We start from the raw sequence: 18,943 nt of genomic DNA, 5'->3' as shown, positions 1-18,943 counted from the left end.
TGAGTCCATCGTAATGTGAACACTGATGTGTTCTCGCCGAAGGGCGCCGCAGACACATATCAGTGGAGGGAGCAGGTATGCCTGGCTACGACCTGGTGATCGACTACGAGTTGCTGAACACGCTGGCCAAGGACACGGAGCGACTCAAGGAACAGCTCGCCGACTCCCGGCTGCTGGGCCGGGGTGACTTCTTCCACAAGGACGATCTCGGCGGCGCCTTCGGAGCGGTCAACATGTTCCTGCTCCAGTGGACCGGCCCGTTCGACAACGCCAAGGAACTACTGGAAGCGCTCAGCCAGACCTACAAGTTCGCCGCCCAGAAGATGTTCGAGACGGACGCGAAGCTCGCCGGCGACGCCAACGCACAGGCTCTGGGCTGGAAGCACAGCCTCTGGGACATGAACAAGAAGGCCTATGAGGAGTGGAAGAAGCTGACAGGGGAGACCATCCTCGTCCACGCCTGGGACAAGAACGGCCACGAGTACCTCAAGCAGGTGCGACTGGCCGACCCCAACGCCAAGGACGCCCCCGCCCCGCCCGGCCCCGAACCGACCGACACCGATGCGCACAACGACGACTTCGGCGACGGCACCAACAACTACAACCACACGACGCATGTCACCTACGACGCCGACGGCCATGTGACGTCGAGTGACACGACGATCGACGACGGGCCCGGCGGTCTGACGTACCACGAGCACACTGACACCGGGGCCAACGGCAGCTACACGACCACGGTCACCCACACCGACGGATCGAAGACGGTCGTCGAGGTGCACGGCAACGAGAACGGCTCCGGTACCAAGAATGTCACCGAGACGGACAAGGACGGCAAGACCACCAGCACGTCCAGCTACACCGGGTCGGGTGTCAACACCGACAACCCCCAGTGGACGAACACCGACCCGGACGCCACCGACACCGACGGTGACGGCAAGGACGACAAGAGCGATCCCAACGGCAGTCAGCACTCCAACACCGGTGTCGGCAGCTCCGTTTGACCCACCCCTTCGATTCCGACCGAGCCTGAGGAACCCATATGCCCAGCAACAACGTCCAGCTCGAATACGGCCAGATCGTCACCGTCTCCACCCAGCTGCAGAACGCGGTGCACAACATCAACCCGCAGCTGGCCCAGTTGCAGGGTTCGGTGGACAACCTGCTCAACGACGGTCTCTTCCTGCAGCACACCAGCCCGGCCATGCGTGAGGCCTACTTCAACTTCACCACTCAGCTGACGCAGATCGTCAACAAGATCGAGGACTTCGCGAAGCAGTTCGAGTCGATCAAGACCCAGATCGACGACATGGACCGGACGATGGCCGCGCAGATCGGCGGCAACCAGAAGTGACCCGCACGGTCACCTGACCATGCAGCCGGAAGGGGGGCGCCGCTCAGCACGGCGCCCCCCTTCCGGCGTTCTTGCTCAGCCCGCGTCCGCCGCCCCCGTTTCCGGGACCAGTACCGTCATCAGGGCCCCCGCTTCGTCGACGGTGAACGCCCGACCCGGAACACGGTTCACCCGGATCACGTTGTGCGGCAGCCGCAGCCCGAGGATGTCGCCCTCACTGATGGTCTGCGGGGACAGCAGCAGGCCCTTGCGCGAGCGCCGCACCTGGCCGAGCCACGGGCTGAGGGGTGACACCAGCGCCTCGGCGGGACCGGCGACGGCCAGGCCGATGGAGCGGTCCCGGCCCGAGGAGGAGATGTCCCGCAGCATGGTGTCCACCGGCGACATGGACATCAGGTCGGCGTCGTCCACCATGACGACCACGGCGTCACCGGCCGCCGCGAGCGCCGCCCGCAGGTCCTCCTCGCTCGGCGCGGCCGACGGCAGCACCACCGCCTTGGCATGGCGCTCCAGCCCGCGCAGCGGCGACTCGCGCGGGGTGATGGCCACCACGCCCGTGCCGGAGCGCAGCAGGGACGCCGCGAGGGACAGCAGCGCGGTGCTGCGGCCGGACCCGGGCGGGCCGACGATCGTGTACGTCGAGGCCGTACCTGAGAAGTCCACCCACACGGGCGCCACGTCGTCGCCGCCGAGCCCTTGCATCGCCATCAGCGGCCCGCGAGGGACGGCGCCGACTCGCTCGTACGCCTGCTGGAACGTGATCGTCGCCGGGAGCGACTCGATACGGAAGGGGCGTGCCGAGGCGGGTACGCCCAGATCCCGGGCGGCCGCCTCGGTGCCGATCCGCCGCAGGGCCTCGGCCTGTTCGGGACCGCTGTGGCCGCCCGGCAGCACGGCGACCTGGAGCTCGCCGCCGGTGTCGGTGCGGAAGGCGCGCCCGGCCGGGATCACGGAGGGGATCTGTTCCCGGGGGATGCCGTTCATGGTGTAGTCGCCGACGTCGTTCAGGCGCAGCAGCAGCTTGTTGTCGTTCAGCGCGGCGATCCGCCCGGCCATCAGCGCCCGTTCGGAGGTGGCGACAACGTGCACGCCGGCCGCCGCGCCCTCCCGCAGCAGCGTTCCGATCTGGTTGATCATGCGGCCGTCCTCGATCTCGCCGACGAGCGCGCTGAGGGTGTCCCAGCCGTCGATGAGCAGCATCAGGTGCGGCGGGCGCTGGTGGGGCGGCAGGGCCGCCCGGAGCTCGGTGACGTTGCCGGCCGAGTGGGCGGTCATCAGCTCCTGTCGGCGGGCGAGTTCGGCGGTGAGCCGGTTGAGGAGGCGGCCCATCCGTTCCAGGTCCGTGCGGGGCACCACGGCACCGGTGTGCGGCAGCGCTTCGAGCGCCGACAGGGCGCCGCCGCCCGCGTCGATGGCGTAGAAGTGCAGGTCCGCGCAGGAGTTGGCGCGGGCCAGGGCACTGGCGATGGTGCGCAGCGTCTGCGAGCGGCCCGAGCGGGGCATGCCCAGGACGTACAGGTGGGAGAAGGTGTTCGGGTCGAGGAAGACGGGTGGCTGCGCCTGGAGCCGGGGCAGGTCCTCGCGGGCCCAGGCGGCCGGGACGAGTCGTCCGTCGGCACCGGGAGCCGCCGGTTCGGGCAGGTCCGACAGGGTCAGGGTGTCAGTCAGCGGCGGCAGCCAGGGGCTGGGCTGCGGTTCGTGGCCGTAGGCCCCCGCCGCCTCCACCAGCGCGTCGACCAGCGCCATCAGGTCGGTCGGGCCTTCCTCGTCGTCGAGAAGGGCGAGCTCGTCCTCGGCGTCCTCGGGCGCGTCCACGGGACGGCCGAGGCCCTGCCAGGACAGCGGGGTCATCCACAATCCGGTGTCGTCGTCGGGGAGTTCGGCCGACTGCTCCTCAGTTCGACCGTCCTGCGGCCGCGCTGCCCCCACGTAGGCGGTCTGGAAGCTCATCGCCGACCGGTGCCCGGTGCGCACCAGGGCACGCCCCGGTGTGGCCGCCGAGATGCTCGCCGCGTCCGGGACGTCCAGGACGTCGCTGCTCTCGACGGCGTCGGTGACGCGCAGCGAGATCCGCAGGTTGGTGTTGGCGCGGATGTCGCTGGTGACGACACCGGCGGGTCGCTGGGTGGCCAGCACCATGTGCAGGCCGAGGGAGCGGCCGCGCTGGGCGATGCCGACGAGGCCGGGGATGAAGTCGGGGATCTCCCGGGCGAGGGTGGCGAACTCGTCGATGACGAGGAGCAGTCGGGGCATCGGCGGCAGGCTCGGGTCACGGCGGCGCAGGGCCCGGTACTCGGGGTGGTCCTTCGCGCCGACGGCGGCCAGCATGTGCTCGCGGCGCATCAGTTCGGCCGTCAGCGAGGCGAGCGCGCGCTGTACGAGGTGGCTGTCGAGGTCGGTGACCATGCCGAGGGTGTGCGGCAGCCGCACACAGTCCTTGAAGGCGCTGCCGCCCTTGTAGTCGACGAGCACGAAGGTGAGTTCGTCCGGGCGGTTGACGGTGGCCAGTGAGGCGACGAAGGTCTGGAGGAACTCGGACTTGCCGGAGCCGGTGGTGCCGGCGATCAGGGCGTGCGGGCCGTCCTTGACCAGGTCGAAGGCGACCGGCCGGTCGAAGCCCTGGCCGACGAGCGCGGTGGTGGAGGCCGGCCGGCGGTTCCAGCGTTCGGTGACCTCCTGGGCGGTCGGGGGCTCCAGATCCAGCAGGTCGAGCAGCGAGACGCTGTCGGGCAGTCCGCCGCCCGCGTCCGGGGTGACGTCGTGCACCGGGGCGATGCCGCGGGCCAGGCGTTCGGCCCACTCGGCGGTCACGTAGTCCGGGCGGATGCCGGTGATGTCGGGCAGGCCGGTGCGGCGCAGCGTGAGGGTGTCCGCGGCGATGGACACCACGGCGCTGGCTTCCTCCGGCAGCATGCGCTCCTCCCGGTCCAGGCACAGCAGGTGGATGCCGCGCAGCGGCCCCTCCTTGAGGACCTGCACCATTCCGGGGACGTCTCGCAGTTCCCGCGCCCCGTCCAGGACGACGAACACGTCGGGCTCGCTGAGCAGCGCGCCGCGCATCGTGGCCTGCTGCGCCTGGTTGCGGTTGCGGATGACGTTGATCAGTTCGGTGACCCGGTTGGCGACGGTCTCGGGGTCGTTGCCGAGCAGGATGACGGGGGCGTTGTCCTGGGAGGCGGACAGTCCGGAGCGGGCGTGGGGCAGCCAGCGGGCCCACTCCCAGGCGTCAGCGGCCTTGGTGTCGGTGAGCACACAGATCTTCAGGTCGCGCGGGCTGTGCAGGACGGCCGCCTGTGCCACCGCCCAGCGGGCCAGTGCGCGGGCGGGTTGTTCGGGCCCGGCGACACCGACGACCTGACTGCCCGCGAGATCCACCCCGATGGGCATGTCGGGGATCTGCCAGTGGGCGGTGCGGTGGTTCTCCTCGCGGGAGCCGTCGTCGATCTGGAGCAGCGACTGCTGCTGGGTGGTGCCGATCCGCAGCACGAGGTTGTCGGGGTCGGACGGCCGACGCTCCCACAGCCGGGCGCCGGGTCCTACGGCCATCAGTCCGACGACCGCCGGGTCCGGCGCCGAGGCGACACGCACTCGCCGTTCGTGGTCCACCCTGTCCCGTACGTCCGCCTCCAACGAGGCGCGGCGCAAACGGTAGTTGGCGACACCCTCCAGATACTCCTTACGACCGCTGCGCCGCCCGCTGATCCAGTTGCCGACGCCCAGGACCGGGCTGAGCACCATGAACATCAGGTAGAGGACGGAGTGGAAGAACCACACCATCGCCACGCCCATGAACATGGGCGCGATGATCACCAGAAAGGGCAGGCCCCGCCGCTTGGGAGGTTCGGGCGGGCCGGGCAGTCGGAAGGTCTCTGGCTGGAGCGGGGGCAGCAGGCGCGGCGGCCGGTTGAAGTCGAGGCTGGCGTTCGGCGAGACCACCAGGGCGGCGTCGGCCAAGGTGGGCCGGACGGCGCGCAACAGGTGCTCTCCGAGGACGAGTTCTCCGTCCAGTTCCCAGGGCGTCCAGCCGCGCGGCAGCCCGTCGTCCTCGTGTTCCTCGGGGCCGGGATCGGGTTCGGGCGGCAGTGCCACCACGTCGGCGCGCGGTCGCGGCGGCGGCGCCTCGGGGAGCGACAGCCGTACCTGTCCGTCGTCCTCGGGCAGCACGGCGAGGACCGTTCCGTCCGGACGTACTGCCAGCCGCAGCCCTTCCTCGGGCACTCCCCTGCCGGTCAGCGGCACGGAGCTGCCGGCCCGGGGCCCGATGAGGTGGGTGCCGATGCCGAGTTGGTACACCTGCCCGGCCTCCGGGCCGCCGATCAGCTGGATCTCGACCACGGGGGCGGAGCCGGGCGCCTTGGGCGTGGGCATCGCGTCACGGGCGGGGCCGTACGCCGAGGCGGAGTCGGCGACCGGTCGGCCCAGGCCGAGGGTGCTGCCGTCCCGGATGCCGGAGGAGGCCAGAACGAGATCGGGGTCGAGCAGCCGGTCGCCGAGGTAGAGCGGGATGTCCTGCTCGGAAGCAGCGGTGTCCGGCTCCTCCTCGGGCGCGGCGACTCGGTGCGCGGCTGTCAGTTGCGCGGCGAGCCTGCGCACGGGGGTGGCGGCGGCCGCGTTGACGAGTACGTCGCGTTGCTCCCGCGTCTGGTCGTCGACGGTGGTGACGAGGAACTTCACGACTCGTTGCGCCTTTCGGCTCGGGGGTTCTCGAAGGGCTCGGGGTCACCGGTGCCGGTGCCGGCACCAGCGCCGGCTGCTGAGACCCCGCCGATCTCCGGCTCGGCGAACAGGTCGCGGATGGCGGGAGCCACGGGTTCCGCGGAGGTGGAAGCGGTGGTGCGGAGGGGGTGGGTGGCGGAGGCGGCGGTGGTGGAGGCGGTGACGGGTGTGGTGGGGACGGAGGACGTGGCGATGGCGGCGGGCTCTGCGGGCAGAGACAGCCCCGGCCGGGCACGGCGTCCGACGGACTCCAGCACGGGACGGCGCGAATCGGGGCCGCCGACAGGAGCCCCTGGGCCGGCCAGAGGTGGTGACTCGGCAGGGAGCCGCAGACCGGCGGAAGGCCCAGACCCGGCAGGAACCCGCGGACCGGCGGACCTTGACCACACAGCGCCACTCGCCGACGGGACCCCACCACCCGGCGGTCGGCCGGCGCCACCGCCCGGCCCCCCGGTACGGGCCCTACGCGTCCCTCCCCTCCGGGCGGCACGGGCGACCGCCGGACCGAGGGGCGCGGCGTCGGTCTCGATGCCGAGACCAGGTGTCTCGGTACGACCGCGCGAATTGACCCGGATCTCCCAGCGATGGACGGGGACCGGCCCGACCACCACCGCGCACAGCGGCCGGGCACCAGCCAACTCGGCCAGCCGTGCCGCCTGTTCGTCGTCCGGCGCCGCGCACACCACGACCACCGGCCGGGTGCGGTCGGACATCAGATACACGAGCGAGTCCAGCAACTCGTCCAGGTCGGGACCGTCGAAGCGGGGATGCACTCCGTGCGCCACAATCACGTCGGCCGGGCCGCCCGGCAGATCGAGATAGGCCGCGACGGCCTGGACGAAAGCGCGGATCGCCCGGCGTTCGCCGTAGGCGTTGAGGATGCGGGGCCCGCGCATGAGGTCGAGGAAGACCACGCCGTCGCCGCTCAGTCCGAGCGGCACGAGCACCCGGTCGGTGCCGGACGGCGGCCCGTCGCCGGCCTCTGCGTCCGGTGTCTCCCCTGACTCCTCCGCTGTCGGCAGTGGAAGGCGCTCGGCATCGACCGCGGAGGCGTACCAGAGCAGCGGATCGTCATCCGTCTCCCACGGCTCCCGGGGCTGTGGCAGGCCCCGTCCCGCCACGGACACGGCCACCGCGCCGTCGCTGCGCCGGGTAGCGGGCCGGACCGCGACCGCGAAGGCGAAGGCCTGGGGCGCGGTGGGGCGGACAGCGGCGTCGACGCCGTCGAGGGCGTACCGGGCGACGGTCACAGGTCCGTCGGACGACAGCAGCCGGGTGAGGCGTCGTACGGCGGCGCGGAAGCGCAGGAACTCGCGTACTGGCTCGGAGAAGGCCTGGCGGGTCAGGCGGACCTGCCGGGTCAGCCGGCGCCAGGCCCGGCGTCGGCCACCCTGCCTGCGCACCAGCCAGCGCCCCAACAGCCATACCAGCAGCAGGAGTTCGGCCAGCGCGAGGATCACGGCACTGACACCCGAGTCCCAGGAAAGAGCGAGCGTCCGGTCGGCTTGCGCCGCCGTTGTCCAGACTTCCATCGGACCCGCCTGATGGATGTGCACGAGAACCCCTCGATATGTCGCCGACCGGAGAACGACCGGATGTCTGAAGGGCTACGACACATCTACCAGGCGTGTGCTCACCCCGCCGCATGGCCGCCCCCGGCCGCACAGGTGTGACCGCGGCCGGTCTTCCGCCGCTGTCACAACGAGTCTAAGCGGAAACATGTCACCTGCACGCGCCGAGTCGGACGCAGGCGCGGCCGGCCCGGCGGGGGGTCCGGGACGGCCGCTGTGCCCCTCACACCTCAGCCGCGAGAAGGGCATCTGCACGGAACAACGGAATCGGGCCGCGAATGGTTCACACTCACCCGTCGGCCAGGACGATCCGGCGGCAGACACATATGCTCTTCGGCGACATCTCATGATCACACACCCACACTCACCGAGGACGAGACCGACGTGAACGACTTCCATCCCGGCCGCAGACGCCTGTTGAAGATGTTCGGCCTGGGCGCCACCGCGACCACGGCGGCCATCCTCCAGGCCGACCCGGTGCTCGCGGCGACCCTGGGCTACGACGAGAAGACCGGGGTCTCCCCCACCACCTACCGGGCCCCCAAGGGGCTGGCGCGGAACACGGCGGCCAAGCAGACCGCCCTGGACTGGATCGCGGCCGAGGAGGGCGCGATCACCAGGCTCAGCGACGAGGTGTGGCAGCACGCGGAGCTGTCGCTGCGCGAGTGGAAGTCCTCGCTCGCGCACGCGAAGTTACTCCAGGACAACGGCTTCACGGTCACCTGGGGCGCGGGCGGCTTCCCGACCGCGTTCGTGGCCACATACGGCACCGAGGGCCCAGTCATCGGCTTCAACGCGGAGTACGACGCCCTGCCCGGCCTGTCGCAGAAGAAGGGCGTGGGCACCCACGACCCGCTGGTCTACAACTACGACGCCTACGGCCCGACGTACGGCGCGGGCCACGGCGACGCCCACAACGCCCTCGGCGCGGGCGGCACCGCCGCCGCCATCGCGGTCGCGCGGGCGATCCGCTCCCACGGCTTGAAGGCCACGGTCAAGCTGTTCGGCAGCGCGGGCGAGGAGCAACTCGTCGGCAAGGCGTACGCGGTCAAGGCAGGGGTCTACGACGGCCTCGACGCCTTCCTGGACTGGCACCCCTTCAACATCACGGTGCCGTTCTGGAACACCACCAGCGCGCTGATATCGGCCACCTTCACCTTCCTCGGCGCCTCCGGCCACGGCGGCACCCCGCTGGGCAACAAGTCCGGCCTGGACGGCGCCCTGCTGATGGCGACGATGTCGGAGTACCTGCGGGAGAAGAACGTCGCCCCCTCCGGCCGCTTCCACTACGCGATCATCAACGGGGGCGGCGCCCCGAACGTGACCCCGGACATGTGCTCCATCTGGTTCTTCGTCCGCGAGGGCAGCCCGGCGCGGGCCAGGGTGCTCTACGACAAGATCGTGGAGTGCGGCAAGGCCGCCGCCCAGGCCAGCCAGACGCGCCTGGTGCACAAGTTCCACTCCGCGACGTGGAACCTGCTGGCCAACAAGGCCGGCGCGGAGCTGCTCAACGACAACATGCGGCAGATCGGCGCGCCGAAGTTCACCGACGCCGACCACGCCTTGGCCAAGGCGGTGCAGAAGTCGCTGGGCAAGCCCGAGGTGGGCATGCCGACCGACCTGACCCCGCTCGCTCCCCCGGCGGCGGCCTACACCGGCGGTCTGGCCACCGACACCGCCGACATCAGCTGGCAGGCGCCCACCGCGGTGCTGCTGTCCGCGGCCTATCCGCCCGGGATCCCGAACCACAACTGGGGCGCCACAGCGACGGCGGCCACCAACATCGGCCACCAGGCGCTGCTGTCCGCCGCCCGCTATCTGGCGGCGGGCGCGATCGACCTGATCGAGCAGCCGGACCTGCTGGCCGCGATGAAGCAGGAGTTCCAGGACCGCACCGAGGGCGTCGAGTGGGCCTCGATGATCCCCGACGGCAACCAGCCTCCGCTGTACGAGCCGCCCGCCGGGTTCCTGAAGGCGACCGGGCAGTCCTGGCCGCCGAAGGGCGTGACCTGGCCGGTGCCGCCGATCGTGTCCACCGAGCAGTTGGGCGGCACCGGCCCCGCCCTCGCACCGGTGACCTGACGGCACCGCTTCCCGCACACCCCTCCGCCCGTGGTCGTCACGCCCCCGCGACCGCGGGCGGAGGTCTTCGGTGACTTACGTCAAACCGCCCCGGGGTGGGCGGGACACCTGACCCTGTGCCGAGTCGGCCGTTGACCGTCAACTGACCGATGTGCGACGGCTGCGCCCGGCGAAGAGTGGTGCACACAGACTTCGTTCCACGGAGGGGGAACTCCTGTCATGCACCGTGATCAGTCACCCCTGCGGGCGCGTTCGGCGCCCGAGCTCGTGCCCTCGCTGTACCTGGATGTCGACCAGATGGTCGACGAGTTCACCCGGCAGCCGATCACCGCGAAATTCCGGTTCGACCCGGACATGCCGGCGGTGATCACAGTCGAGTTCATGGCGGAACGAGGGCCGGCGCTCGTCTGGCGCATCGGCCGGGAGCTGCTGCACCGCGGCCTGACGGCGATGAGCGGCAACGGCGATGTACGGATGTGGCCGATGGCGCCCGGAGAGCGCGCCTCGGCCTGGCTGCTGCTGGAATCGGCGGAGGTGGACACCCTGTTCGAGGTGCCCATCCCGCCGCTGGCGGACTGGCTCGACGCGACGTACCGCGTCACCTCCGCCGAGGCGGAGATGGCCGGGCTGGACTGGGACGGCTTCCTCCGGGGGCTGCTCGATGACCCCGGAACGGTCTCCGAGTGACCGTGGCCCGGCCCACACGGGGATGACTTGCCCCCCGTTGCGTCACCTGCCAGAGTGGTGACGAACAGAGTTTCCGTCTGACGACACACCTGTGCCGCAGGCCGCACGTGTGCGGCGGACGAGGAGGACCGAAATGAGGACCAGCAACCCTTTCCTGTCCCGCTGGGACAGCGCCGGTGACACCGGCCGCACAGCAGCGCGCACGGGCCGACCGGTGGGCGCGACGGTCGGCGGCGGACCGGCGGACGACACGACCAACCCCTACGCCCCGGGCGCGGACACATCGCTGCGGACCGTCAGCAACGCCGTCACGATGGACGACGTCGTCGTCCGCACCGCGACGACGCTCGGCACCGTGGTTCTTACGGCCGTACTGTCCTGGCTCCTGCTCCCCGTCGACGAGGCGAACGTCGGCCACTCCTACGGCCTCGCCGTCGGCGCCGCCTTCATCGCGTTCGTGCTGGCGATGATCCAGTCCTTCAAGCGCACACCGACCCCGGCACTGATCCTCGGATACGCGGCCTTCGAGGGCGTCTTCCTCGGCGTGCTCTCCAGCACCGTCTCCACCTACATCGCGCCCGGCGTCGTCGTGCAGGCGGTGCTCGGCACCTTCGCGGTGTCCGCCGGCGTGCTCATCGCCTACCGGATGCGCTGGATACGCGTGACCCAGCGGTTCGCCGGCTTCGTCGGCGCCGCCGCGACCGGCTTCGTCCTGCTGCTCTTCGCCGACCTCCTCTTCTCCGCGTTCGGCGCGGGTGACGGCCTCGGCTTCCACAGCGGCGGCCTCGGCATCGTCTTCGGTCTCGTCGGCATCGTGCTCGGCGCGGCCTTCCTGGCCCTGGACTTCAAGCAGGTCGAGGACGCCGTCGCCTACGGCGCCCCGCGCGAGGAGGCGTGGCTGGCCGCCTTCGGTCTCACCACCACCCTGGTGTGGATCTACCTGGAGGTGCTGCGGGTGCTGTCCCTCTTCAACAGCGACAACTGAGTCTCCTTCGGGACAGGGGCACGCGCGGCGGCGCGTGCCCCTTCGGCATGTCCGCACGCGGGCGCACTGGTCGAACCCGCCCGGAACCCCGATCGTTCTCCTGGTGACGACCGACCGCCGCAACGGGAGAGACACCGCATGAGCCTTGACGAGCAGTGCCCCCACCAGGCCGCGAGGGTCGTCATCGACCCCGCCTTCAAGGCGGACGCCCCCGCCCGCTACGCCCGCCTGCGCGAGCTCGGCCCCATCCACCCGGCCGAGTTCCACCTCGGCCTCAAGGGCTGGGTGGTCGTCGGCTACGACCTGGCCCGCGAGGCACTCACCCACCCCGCGCTCCTCAAGGACGCCACCCCCGCCGCCGAGGCCCTGGCCGCCGCCGGTTACGTACTCAACAAACCCTCCGTAGGGCTCGGCGCGCAGATGATGGAGGCCGACCCGCCCGAGCACACCCGGCTGCGACGGCTGGCCTCGGCGGCCTTCACTCCACGCCGTACGGCCGAACTGGCGCCGCGCATCGAGCAGATCGCCCATGGCCTGATCGACGCGCTGCCGGCGACCGGCGAGACGGACCTCGTGGAGGCGTTCAACGCCCCGCTGCCCGCCACGGTCATCGCCGACCTCCTCGGCATCCCCGACGAGCACCGCCTGGACTTCCGCCGCTGGTCGAGCCAGGCCCTCCGCGTGGCCTCTCCCGAACACCGCGCGGCCCTGACCGGCCTGCACGGCCTGCTGGCCGGCCTCCTCGCGGACAAACGCCGCCGCCCCGCGGACGACCTGCTGTCCGCCCTGGTCGCCGTACGGGACGAGGAGGACGGCCGCCTCTCCGAGGAGGAACTCGTCGGCACCGCGCTGATGTTGGTCGTCGCCGGTCACGAGAGCACCGTGAACCTGCTCGGCAATGCCGTCCTGGCCCTGCTTCAACACCCGGACCAGCTACGGCAGTTGCGTGACCGCCCCGAGCTGATGCCCGGCGCGGTGGAGGAGTTCCTGCGCTACGACCCCTCCGTCGAACGCTCCACCAGCCGCTACGCGGCCGAGGATCTCGAACTCGCCGGAGTACCGATCCCCCGGGGCAGCATGGTCGTCGTCGCCCTTGGCGCCGCCGGACGCGACGCCCCGCAGGCCGAGGACGCCGACCCCGCCGTACTGGACGTGACCCGCCCGGCCGCCCGGCACCTGGCCTTCGGCCACGGCATCCACTACTGCCTGGGCGCCCCGCTGGCCCGCCTGGAGGCGACCATCGCGCTCCGGGTCCTGCTGGCCCGCGTCCCGGAACTCGAACTCGCGGTACCGGCCGAGAAGTTGGAGTGGATCGGCTCGGGCATCATCCGCGGGGTGCTGGCCCTGCCGGTGCGGTATCGCGTCGGCTAAGCGCGCAGGTGGCGGCTGACATCGCCCACCAGATGGATCCGGACCCGGCGCTCGGTGAATCGCCAGCGCCCGTCCCGGCGCTCGAAGCGGTCGCTGTAGCGCCCTGCGGCCACCGGCTGAAGCGGGAAGTCTGGCAGGGCCTGGAGCACCGAGACGTACGAACGCGCGGCGGCGGTTCCCGCCTCCTCGTCGACGTCGACGATGATGTTGGTCGTGACGTGCTGGGTGCGCGGCGTCCCGTCCTCGTAGAGGATCACGCTGTCCCTGAGCATCTGCTCCACCCCGCCATGACGGCCGGAGACGGGCGCGCCGGTGCCGATGAACACGGCGTCGGCGAACAGCTCACCGACGCCCGCGAAGTCTCCGGTGTCGACCAGCTCGGCGTATTCGGCGATGAGGTGGGTGATGGCCGTAATGGCCGCGGCTGCGCTCATGGTTCGAGGATTCCTGTCGGGTGAGTCGTGGTCGGGCAACGCTTCGACCCGCGGTCCGTCCGGACCGCGGGTCGAGAGGTGGTGTGTGAGCGGGTCACACGGTCTGGGTGCGCAGCTGGCGGGACTTCCAGCCCAGCAGCAGGGCCTGGAGGATGAACCACACGCCGCCGCCCGTGGCGTACACCGCCAGGACGTCGAGCGACGGATTGTCGCCTGCGGCCTGGATGTTGTAGGTGATGCCGACGAGGAAGGACAGCCCGCCCGAGATCAGCGTCGGCCACTGCTTGCCCAGTTCGGGGCCACGCCGCCGGATTCCGACGATCACCTGGGCGGCACCGGAGACGATGGCCCAGGCGCCGAACACATGGAGCACGGACGCCTCGTCACCGGCGCCTGCGATGCCGATCGCGAGGGCGGCCAGCGTGCTGAGCACGCCGTTGAACGCGGTGACCCGGCGCTCGGAGCCGTTCGGGGTGGCCCGGTAGTCGATCAGCGAGGACACCGCGTCGATCAGCGGGTAGACGACGAGCAGGGTGATCGCCACGGCGTCGAGGTCCTCGTGAGCCTTGGCGAAGGCCAGCGCCCAGGCCACGGCCAGGACACCGCGGCCGAGGTACAGCCGCAGCAGGGAGTCGCGTTCGCCTGTGACCGTCGGCGTCGATGTCTGGGTGCTCATGGTGGTTCGGCCTCTCTCGGGTCAGGGGTTCGGGGTCGGCCCGGTCAGTGCCGGGACGGGAGGACGCACTTGAAGCTGGAGGCGTCGGCGATGTCGCCGTAGCCCCGGTAGTGGGACACCCGCGGGTAGCTGCACAGGTTGCGGGCGACGCTCTGACCGTCGGCGTTGATCAGGGTCGCGGGCAGCGTCTTGGGCGCCTTGCCGTGCTCGACCCAGGCGGTCAGCGCACCGAGGTCGTCGGTCGTGCCGTCACCCTTGTTGAGACCGCAGTGGACCGTGCCCGGGGCGAGGAAGAGACGGTAGAAGTCGTCGACCTTCTTGGCACTGCCGAGCTCCCGCTCGACCCGCTCGCGGTACTGCACGGTGCCCTGCGCGGGGATGTACTGGTCGGCGTCGCCCTGCCAGGTCAGCAGCTTGCCGCCGGACTTGCGGAAGGCGGACAGGTCCGGGTCGTCGGTGCCGATGACCTTGTCGTACTCGGCCTGCGACTGCCTGAACAGCTCCGTGAACCGGCTGTAGGTGATCGTCGAGAGGTCGAGGGAGGGGTCCTTGGCGACCCACAGCTTGGTCCAGGCGGCGGGCACCGGGAACGGGGCGGGGCCGGCCAGCGCGTTGATGTCGGCGCCGATCGGGGTGCCGTACCAGAGCTTCTTGCCCGAGGGGGTGCGCGGGCCGTCCCAGATCTTGCGTACGACGGCCGCGTCGGCCGCCGTGATGGTCAGCTCCTTGCCCTCGCAGACGACCTTGGTGCCGATCAGCCGGCGCGGGTCGAAGTCGCACCGGGACGGGTCGTTGACCAGGCCGTCCTTGACGCCGTCGAGCTTGTCGCAGGCCTTGAGGGCGGCGGCGGTGAAGGCGTTGAACTCACACGAGGACGGATGGGTCTTCTCGTTGTTCATGACCACCTGGGGCCACAGGGTGGCGACCTCGAACTCGTCCCAGTTCACGGCGGGCGCGTTGGCGAGGATGCCGTCGTAGTCGTCGGGGTAGCGCTGGGCCTCCATGTAGCCCTGGCGGCCGCCGGTGGAGCAGCCGTTGAAGTAGGAGTACGAGGGAGCCTTGCCGTAGATGCCGTCGACGACCTCCTTGCCGACGACCGCCGCCTCGTGCTGGGAGCGGGAGGCGAAGTTCTTCAGCAGCGCGGTGTTGACCTGGCCCTGGCTGTTCAGCGCCCAGCTGGTGTCGAGGGCGTCGCCGACGCCGGCGTCGGTGGTGACGGCGGCGTAGCCGTTCTTGACGGCGGTGGCCAGGCCCGGGTTGTTGTCGCCGGCCAGGTAGGCGGCGCCGCCGAGTCCCTGGAAGCGGCCGTTCCAGCCGCTGACGGGCAGCCAGGTCCGTACCTTGGCGTGGTCGTCGGCGCCCGGGTGGGTGAGCGTGACGGTGACCTCGCAGTAGGCCGGGACATCGGTCACCGTGCCCTGGAGGATGCCGGTGCCCTGGACGGTGCCGCCGGGCTGGCTGACCGCGGTCACGGACTCGATCTTGGTGCCGGTGGGAGCCTTCACCGAGGGCGCCGCACAGTTGGAGGACGTGGAGGTCGTCCGGGGCTCGGCGGAGGCGGAGGCTGAGGGCAGATACACCGCCGCGGCGAGCGGCACACCGGCCGCGAGGACAGTCAGGAGTCGTCTCATGGGTCATCCATCCAAGAAGTAGGTGTGCGCCGAATCGGCGACACATGTGCACTCTGACTGAGCGACGCACAGCCGGACCACAGTCATTCGACGGTCTCTCGCTCTTCCCGCAACCACCGCGAGTGCTGCCGATCCGCCCACGACCGACTTACGTATCCCGTACGCATACCCAGCCGCGCCTCGGGGTCCTCGAGGGCCCTGCGCATGTGTCCGATCAGGACGAAGGTGATGGCCCAGGCCAGGATGTCGTGGACGAAGATCGCGCTGGTGCGGGAGATGAAGGGCAGCAGGCCCATGAACCACATCAGCAGGCCGGTGAACATCATCACCAGCACCGCTCCGGCGATCCAGCCCGCGTAGAGCTTCTGGCCGGCGTTGAACTTGCCGGCCGGGCGGGCCTCGGGTGACTTGCGGCGTCTGCGCACGGCCCGCAGCCACTGGCGGTCGTACACCGCGAAGCGGTTCAGCCGGCGCAGGTCGGCGCGGAAAGCGGGAGACAGGAGCCCGAGCAGGAAGGGCAGGGGCAGCAGGATGCCGGACCACTCGTGGACCGTGACCATCAGATGCCGGCGGCCGACGAGCAGGGCCAGCGGCCCGATGTAGAGACAGGCGGCGGTGACCAGGCACAGCAGCATCAGATAGCCGGTGGCGCGGTGGACCAGGCGCTCGGCGGTGGTGAAGCGGCGGATGCGGCCCTCGGGTTCAGGCCGCGTCCCGGTCGGCGCCGTCGAGCCAGCCGTCGACCGCATATCCACGCTCCTCCCAGTAGCCGGGGACGACCTTGTCGGTGACCGAGATGCCGGACAGCCACTTGGCCGACTTGTAGAAGTACATGGGCGCCACATAGAGGCGGACCGGGCCACCGTGCGCGTGGGTGATGGGCTTGTCCTGCATGTTCAGCGCCACCAACACGTCCGAGCGGCGGGCCTGTTCGAGGGTGAGGCTCTCGGTGTACGCGCCGTCGAAGCAGGTGAACCGGACGGCCGCGCTCGGCGAGCGGACACCCGCGGCATCCAGGATGTCGGCGAGCTTCACGCCCTCGAAGGGCGTGTCGTCCACGCGCCAGCCGTCGGTGCACAGCACGTCGTGGACGACCCGGGTCTGCGGCATCGCGCGCAGTTCGTCGAGGGTGTAGGTCTTCGGCCGGTTCACCAGTCCGTCGATCCGGAGTTCGTAGTTGGTGGCGTCCTTGTGGGGCACCGAGCCGACGACGCTGTAGTACCGGAAGCCGCCGGGGTTGGGCAGCAGACCGGTCAGGCCGGTGGCGTCGACCTCGGAGGCCTTGGCGAGGAATCCCTCCCAGCCCCGCTGGAGGTAGGGCGCGGCGGCGAGACCGGCCGCGCCCGCGCCGAGCATGCCCAGCATCGCCCGCCGTCCGACGGGGGCGCCCCCGGTCCTCGGCTTCGGCTTTTCCGCCATGGTGTGCGCTCCTTCGGACACGTGTGAGCTGTCCGGCTCGCCCGTCATTCGTTCGTCACCGGTTTAACTGGTGACGATGCTGGCATGGTGGTGTCGGAGCTGTCAACCGCAAACGTGTGAATGGAGGGCTGCTAAGCTGGAAGCGACGTTGACCGTGTATCGAGGAGTCACAGACGTGGTGGGTGAAGACGACATCTCCGGGTGAGACCCGGATCTGACGGCCACCGGCCGGCGCTCAGGAGCGCTGCCGAGGTGGTCTGTCTCGTCGTACCCCTTTCCCCACAGCTGACCAGGGCAGAAGTCTGATCTCTGCCCTCGATCCACCCGAGGTCATCCCCATGTCCGACGCGTCCGTCGTCTGCTCGAACCTCTCCTTCGCCTGGCCCGACGACACCCCCGTCTTCCAGGACCTGTCCTTCTCCGTGACCCCCGGGCGCACCGGCCTGGTCGCCCCGAACGGCTCCGGCAAGTCCACCCTGCTCAAGCTCATCGCCGGTGAGCTCAAGCCCGCCACCGGCTCGGTGTCCGTCGGCGGCACCCTCGGCTACCTCCCGCAGAGCCTCCCCCTGACCGGCAGCCTCACGGTCGCCGAGGTCCTCGGTGTCGCCGCGATCATCCGCGCCCTGGACGCGGTGGAGTCCGGCGACGTCGCTGAGGAGCACTTCGCCACCATCGGCGACGACTGGGACATCGAGGAGCGCACCCGCGCCCAGCTCGACCGCCTGGGCCTGGCCGACCTCACCCTGGACCGCAGCCTGAGCACCCTCAGCGGCGGCCAGGTCGTCTCCCTGGGCCTCGCCGCCCAGCTCCTCAAGCGCCCCGACGTCCTCCTCCTCGACGAGCCGACCAACAACCTCGACGTCGAGGCCCGCCACAAGCTCTACGACGTCCTGGGCGACTTCAACGGCACCCTGCTCCTGGTCAGCCACGACCGCGCACTTCTCGACCGCATGGAACGCATCGCCGAACTCGGCAGCAACGAACTGCGCCTGTACGGAGGCAACTTCACCGAGTACGAGGAGGCCGTGCGCGCCGAGCAGGAGGTCGCGGAGAAGAACGTCCGCAACGCCGAGCAGGAGCTCAAGCGCGAGAAGCGCGAGATGCAGCAGGCCCGCGAACGCGCCGAGCGGCGGATGAGCAACGCCTCCAAGAACCTCAAGAACGCCGGTCTGCCCAAGATCTTCGCGGGCAACATGAAGCGCGGCGCCCAGGAGGCCGCGGGCAAGTCCGGCACCATGCACGCCTCACGGGTCAGCGAGGCCAAGGCCCGCCTGGACGAGGCGGGCCGCGCCCTGCGCGACGAGCAGCGCCTCACCCTGGAGCTGCCCGACACCCAGGTGCCCGCGGGCCGCAACCTCTTCCTCGGCGAGGGCATGCAGGTCAGCCTCGGCGAGCGGGACGTGTTCGCCCCGGGCGGCGTCGACCTGACCGTCCGCGGCCCCGAGCGGATCGCCCTCGTCGGCCCCAACGGCGCCGGGAAGACCACTCTCATGCGCCTGGTCACTGGCGAACTCGCCCCGGACAGCGGCGAGATCAAGCGCAACGACGGCCGGATCGCCTACCTCTCCCAGCGCCTGGACCTGCTCGACCTGGACCGCACGGTCGCCGAGAACTTCGCCGCCTTCGCCCCCGAGCGACCGGAGGCGGAGCGCATGAACCTCCTCGCCCGCTTCCTCTTCCGCGGCCCCCGCGCCCACCTCCCGGTCGGCGTCCTGTCCGGCGGCGAACGCCTGCGCGCCACCCTGGCCTGCGTCCTGTGCGCCGAACCGGCCCCGCACCTGCTTCTCCTCGACGAACCCACCAACAACCTCGACCTGGTCAGCGCGGGCCAGCTGGAGAGCGCGCTCAACTCCTACCAGGGTGCCTTCATGGTGGTCAGCCACGACGAACGGTTCCTCGCCGAGATCGGCGTGAACCGCTGGCTGCGGCTGGCCGACGGCACGCTCAAGGAGACGGGGGCGCCCGAGGTGTGAGCCGGTGACGTGTGCCATGGCCCGCGTCCGAGGCGCCCTGCGCCCGG

The 18,943-nt window shown here is 70.7% G+C and carries 14 protein-coding genes; 7 read left to right on the top strand and 7 right to left on the bottom strand.

Features of this window, described 5'->3' with window-relative positions:
* Positions 1-77: 77 nt before the first annotated feature.
* Complete coding sequence (locus IQ210_RS44655) at positions 78-1,001, top strand: hypothetical protein (protein ID WP_194085003.1); 924 nt, start codon at positions 78-80, stop codon at positions 999-1,001.
* Positions 1,002-1,039: 38 nt separating this feature from the next.
* Positions 1,040-1,351, top strand: a complete 312-nt coding sequence (locus IQ210_RS44650) for a type VII secretion target (protein ID WP_194085002.1) — start codon at positions 1,040-1,042, stop codon at positions 1,349-1,351.
* A 75-nt stretch (positions 1,352-1,426) separates the two neighbouring features.
* Here IQ210_RS44650 and IQ210_RS44645 read toward each other — a convergent pair whose 3' ends face one another.
* Both IQ210_RS44645 and IQ210_RS44640 read right to left on the bottom strand, forming a co-directional pair.
* Positions 1,427-6,025 carry an FtsK/SpoIIIE domain-containing protein gene (locus tag IQ210_RS44645; RefSeq protein ID WP_194085001.1) on the bottom strand — a complete coding sequence of 1,533 codons (4,599 nt, stop codon included), beginning with the start codon at positions 6,023-6,025 and terminating at the stop codon, positions 1,427-1,429.
* Positions 6,022-7,599: a hypothetical protein gene (locus IQ210_RS44640; RefSeq protein WP_194085000.1), complete on the bottom strand. Its 1,578-nt coding sequence runs from the start codon at positions 7,597-7,599 to the stop codon at positions 6,022-6,024. The genes IQ210_RS44645 and IQ210_RS44640 overlap by 4 nt, the downstream gene beginning before the upstream one ends.
* A gap of 423 nt (positions 7,600-8,022) precedes the next feature.
* Here IQ210_RS44640 and IQ210_RS44635 point away from each other — a divergent pair, with 423 nt between their 5' ends.
* The 4 genes from IQ210_RS44635 to IQ210_RS44620 all read left to right on the top strand — a co-directional run bounded on the left by IQ210_RS44635 (position 8,023) and on the right by IQ210_RS44620 (position 12,763).
* The gene (locus IQ210_RS44635; protein ID WP_194084999.1) at positions 8,023-9,720 is read left to right on the top strand and encodes an amidohydrolase; all 1,698 of its coding nucleotides are present in this window, start codon (positions 8,023-8,025) and stop codon (positions 9,718-9,720) included.
* A gap of 219 nt (positions 9,721-9,939) precedes the next feature.
* Positions 9,940-10,407, top strand: a complete 468-nt coding sequence (locus IQ210_RS44630) for an SsgA family sporulation/cell division regulator (RefSeq protein WP_194084998.1) — start codon at positions 9,940-9,942, stop codon at positions 10,405-10,407.
* A 133-nt stretch (positions 10,408-10,540) separates the two neighbouring features.
* Entirely contained in the window at positions 10,541-11,392 is an 852-nt protein-coding gene (locus IQ210_RS44625) for a Bax inhibitor-1/YccA family protein (RefSeq protein WP_194084997.1), read from the top strand.
* Positions 11,393-11,530: 138 nt separating this feature from the next.
* Positions 11,531-12,763 (top strand): cytochrome P450 family protein, encoded by a 1,233-nt coding sequence (locus tag IQ210_RS44620; protein ID WP_194084996.1) that lies wholly within the window; start codon positions 11,531-11,533, stop codon positions 12,761-12,763.
* Here IQ210_RS44620 and IQ210_RS44615 read toward each other — a convergent pair.
* The 5 genes from IQ210_RS44615 to IQ210_RS44595 form a co-directional block, all read right to left on the bottom strand.
* The gene (locus IQ210_RS44615; protein WP_194084995.1) at positions 12,760-13,197 is read right to left on the bottom strand and encodes a nuclear transport factor 2 family protein; all 438 of its coding nucleotides are present in this window, start codon (positions 13,195-13,197) and stop codon (positions 12,760-12,762) included. The genes IQ210_RS44620 and IQ210_RS44615 overlap by 4 nt on opposite strands.
* A 94-nt stretch (positions 13,198-13,291) precedes the next feature.
* On the bottom strand, positions 13,292-13,873 hold the full coding sequence (locus tag IQ210_RS44610; RefSeq protein ID WP_194084994.1) for a DUF308 domain-containing protein: 582 nt from the start codon (positions 13,871-13,873) through the stop codon (positions 13,292-13,294).
* A 44-nt stretch (positions 13,874-13,917) separates the two neighbouring features.
* Positions 13,918-15,504 carry a tannase/feruloyl esterase family alpha/beta hydrolase gene (locus IQ210_RS44605; RefSeq protein WP_194084993.1) on the bottom strand — a complete coding sequence of 529 codons (1,587 nt, stop codon included), beginning with the start codon at positions 15,502-15,504 and terminating at the stop codon, positions 13,918-13,920.
* An 83-nt stretch (positions 15,505-15,587) separates the two neighbouring features.
* Positions 15,588-16,253: a cytochrome b/b6 domain-containing protein gene (locus IQ210_RS44600; RefSeq protein ID WP_194084992.1), complete on the bottom strand. Its 666-nt coding sequence runs from the start codon at positions 16,251-16,253 to the stop codon at positions 15,588-15,590.
* Positions 16,207-16,923 carry a molybdopterin-dependent oxidoreductase gene (locus IQ210_RS44595; protein WP_194084991.1) on the bottom strand — a complete coding sequence of 239 codons (717 nt, stop codon included), beginning with the start codon at positions 16,921-16,923 and terminating at the stop codon, positions 16,207-16,209. Before IQ210_RS44595 ends, IQ210_RS44600 begins: the two co-directional genes overlap by 47 nt.
* Positions 16,924-17,261: 338 nt before the next feature.
* Between IQ210_RS44595 and abc-f the strand changes: the two genes are divergently transcribed.
* The gene (gene abc-f / locus IQ210_RS44590) at positions 17,262-18,896 is read left to right on the top strand and encodes a ribosomal protection-like ABC-F family protein (protein ID WP_194084990.1); all 1,635 of its coding nucleotides are present in this window, start codon (positions 17,262-17,264) and stop codon (positions 18,894-18,896) included.
* Positions 18,897-18,943: the final 47 nt, after the last annotated feature.

The organism is Streptomyces justiciae (genome assembly GCF_015163075.1).
Classification (GTDB): Bacteria; Actinomycetota; Actinomycetes; order Streptomycetales; family Streptomycetaceae; genus Streptomyces; species Streptomyces justiciae.
This window is presented reverse-complemented; position numbering and strand designations above follow the sequence as displayed.

Excerpts from the sequence above, each read along its gene's own strand:
- IQ210_RS44625 (WP_194084997.1), top strand. The coding sequence starts at position 10,541 with ATGAGGACCAGCAACCCTTTCCTGTCCCGCTGGGACAGCGCCGGTGAC.
- IQ210_RS44655 (WP_194085003.1), top strand. The coding sequence starts at position 78 with ATGCCTGGCTACGACCTGGTGATCGACTACGAGTTGCTGAACACGCTG.
- IQ210_RS44620 (WP_194084996.1), top strand. The coding sequence starts at position 11,531 with ATGAGCCTTGACGAGCAGTGCCCCCACCAGGCCGCGAGGGTCGTCATC.
- IQ210_RS44650 (WP_194085002.1), top strand. The coding sequence starts at position 1,040 with ATGCCCAGCAACAACGTCCAGCTCGAATACGGCCAGATCGTCACCGTC.
- IQ210_RS44640 (WP_194085000.1), bottom strand. The coding sequence starts at position 7,599 with ATGGAAGTCTGGACAACGGCGGCGCAAGCCGACCGGACGCTCGCTCTT.
- IQ210_RS44600 (WP_194084992.1), bottom strand. The coding sequence starts at position 16,253 with ATGCGGTCGACGGCTGGCTCGACGGCGCCGACCGGGACGCGGCCTGAA.
- IQ210_RS44605 (WP_194084993.1), bottom strand. The coding sequence starts at position 15,504 with ATGAGACGACTCCTGACTGTCCTCGCGGCCGGTGTGCCGCTCGCCGCG.
- IQ210_RS44630 (WP_194084998.1), top strand. The coding sequence starts at position 9,940 with ATGCACCGTGATCAGTCACCCCTGCGGGCGCGTTCGGCGCCCGAGCTC.
- IQ210_RS44615 (WP_194084995.1), bottom strand. The coding sequence starts at position 13,197 with ATGAGCGCAGCCGCGGCCATTACGGCCATCACCCACCTCATCGCCGAA.
- abc-f (WP_194084990.1), top strand. The coding sequence starts at position 17,262 with ATGTCCGACGCGTCCGTCGTCTGCTCGAACCTCTCCTTCGCCTGGCCC.
- IQ210_RS44610 (WP_194084994.1), bottom strand. The coding sequence starts at position 13,873 with ATGAGCACCCAGACATCGACGCCGACGGTCACAGGCGAACGCGACTCC.
- IQ210_RS44595 (WP_194084991.1), bottom strand. The coding sequence starts at position 16,923 with ATGGCGGAAAAGCCGAAGCCGAGGACCGGGGGCGCCCCCGTCGGACGG.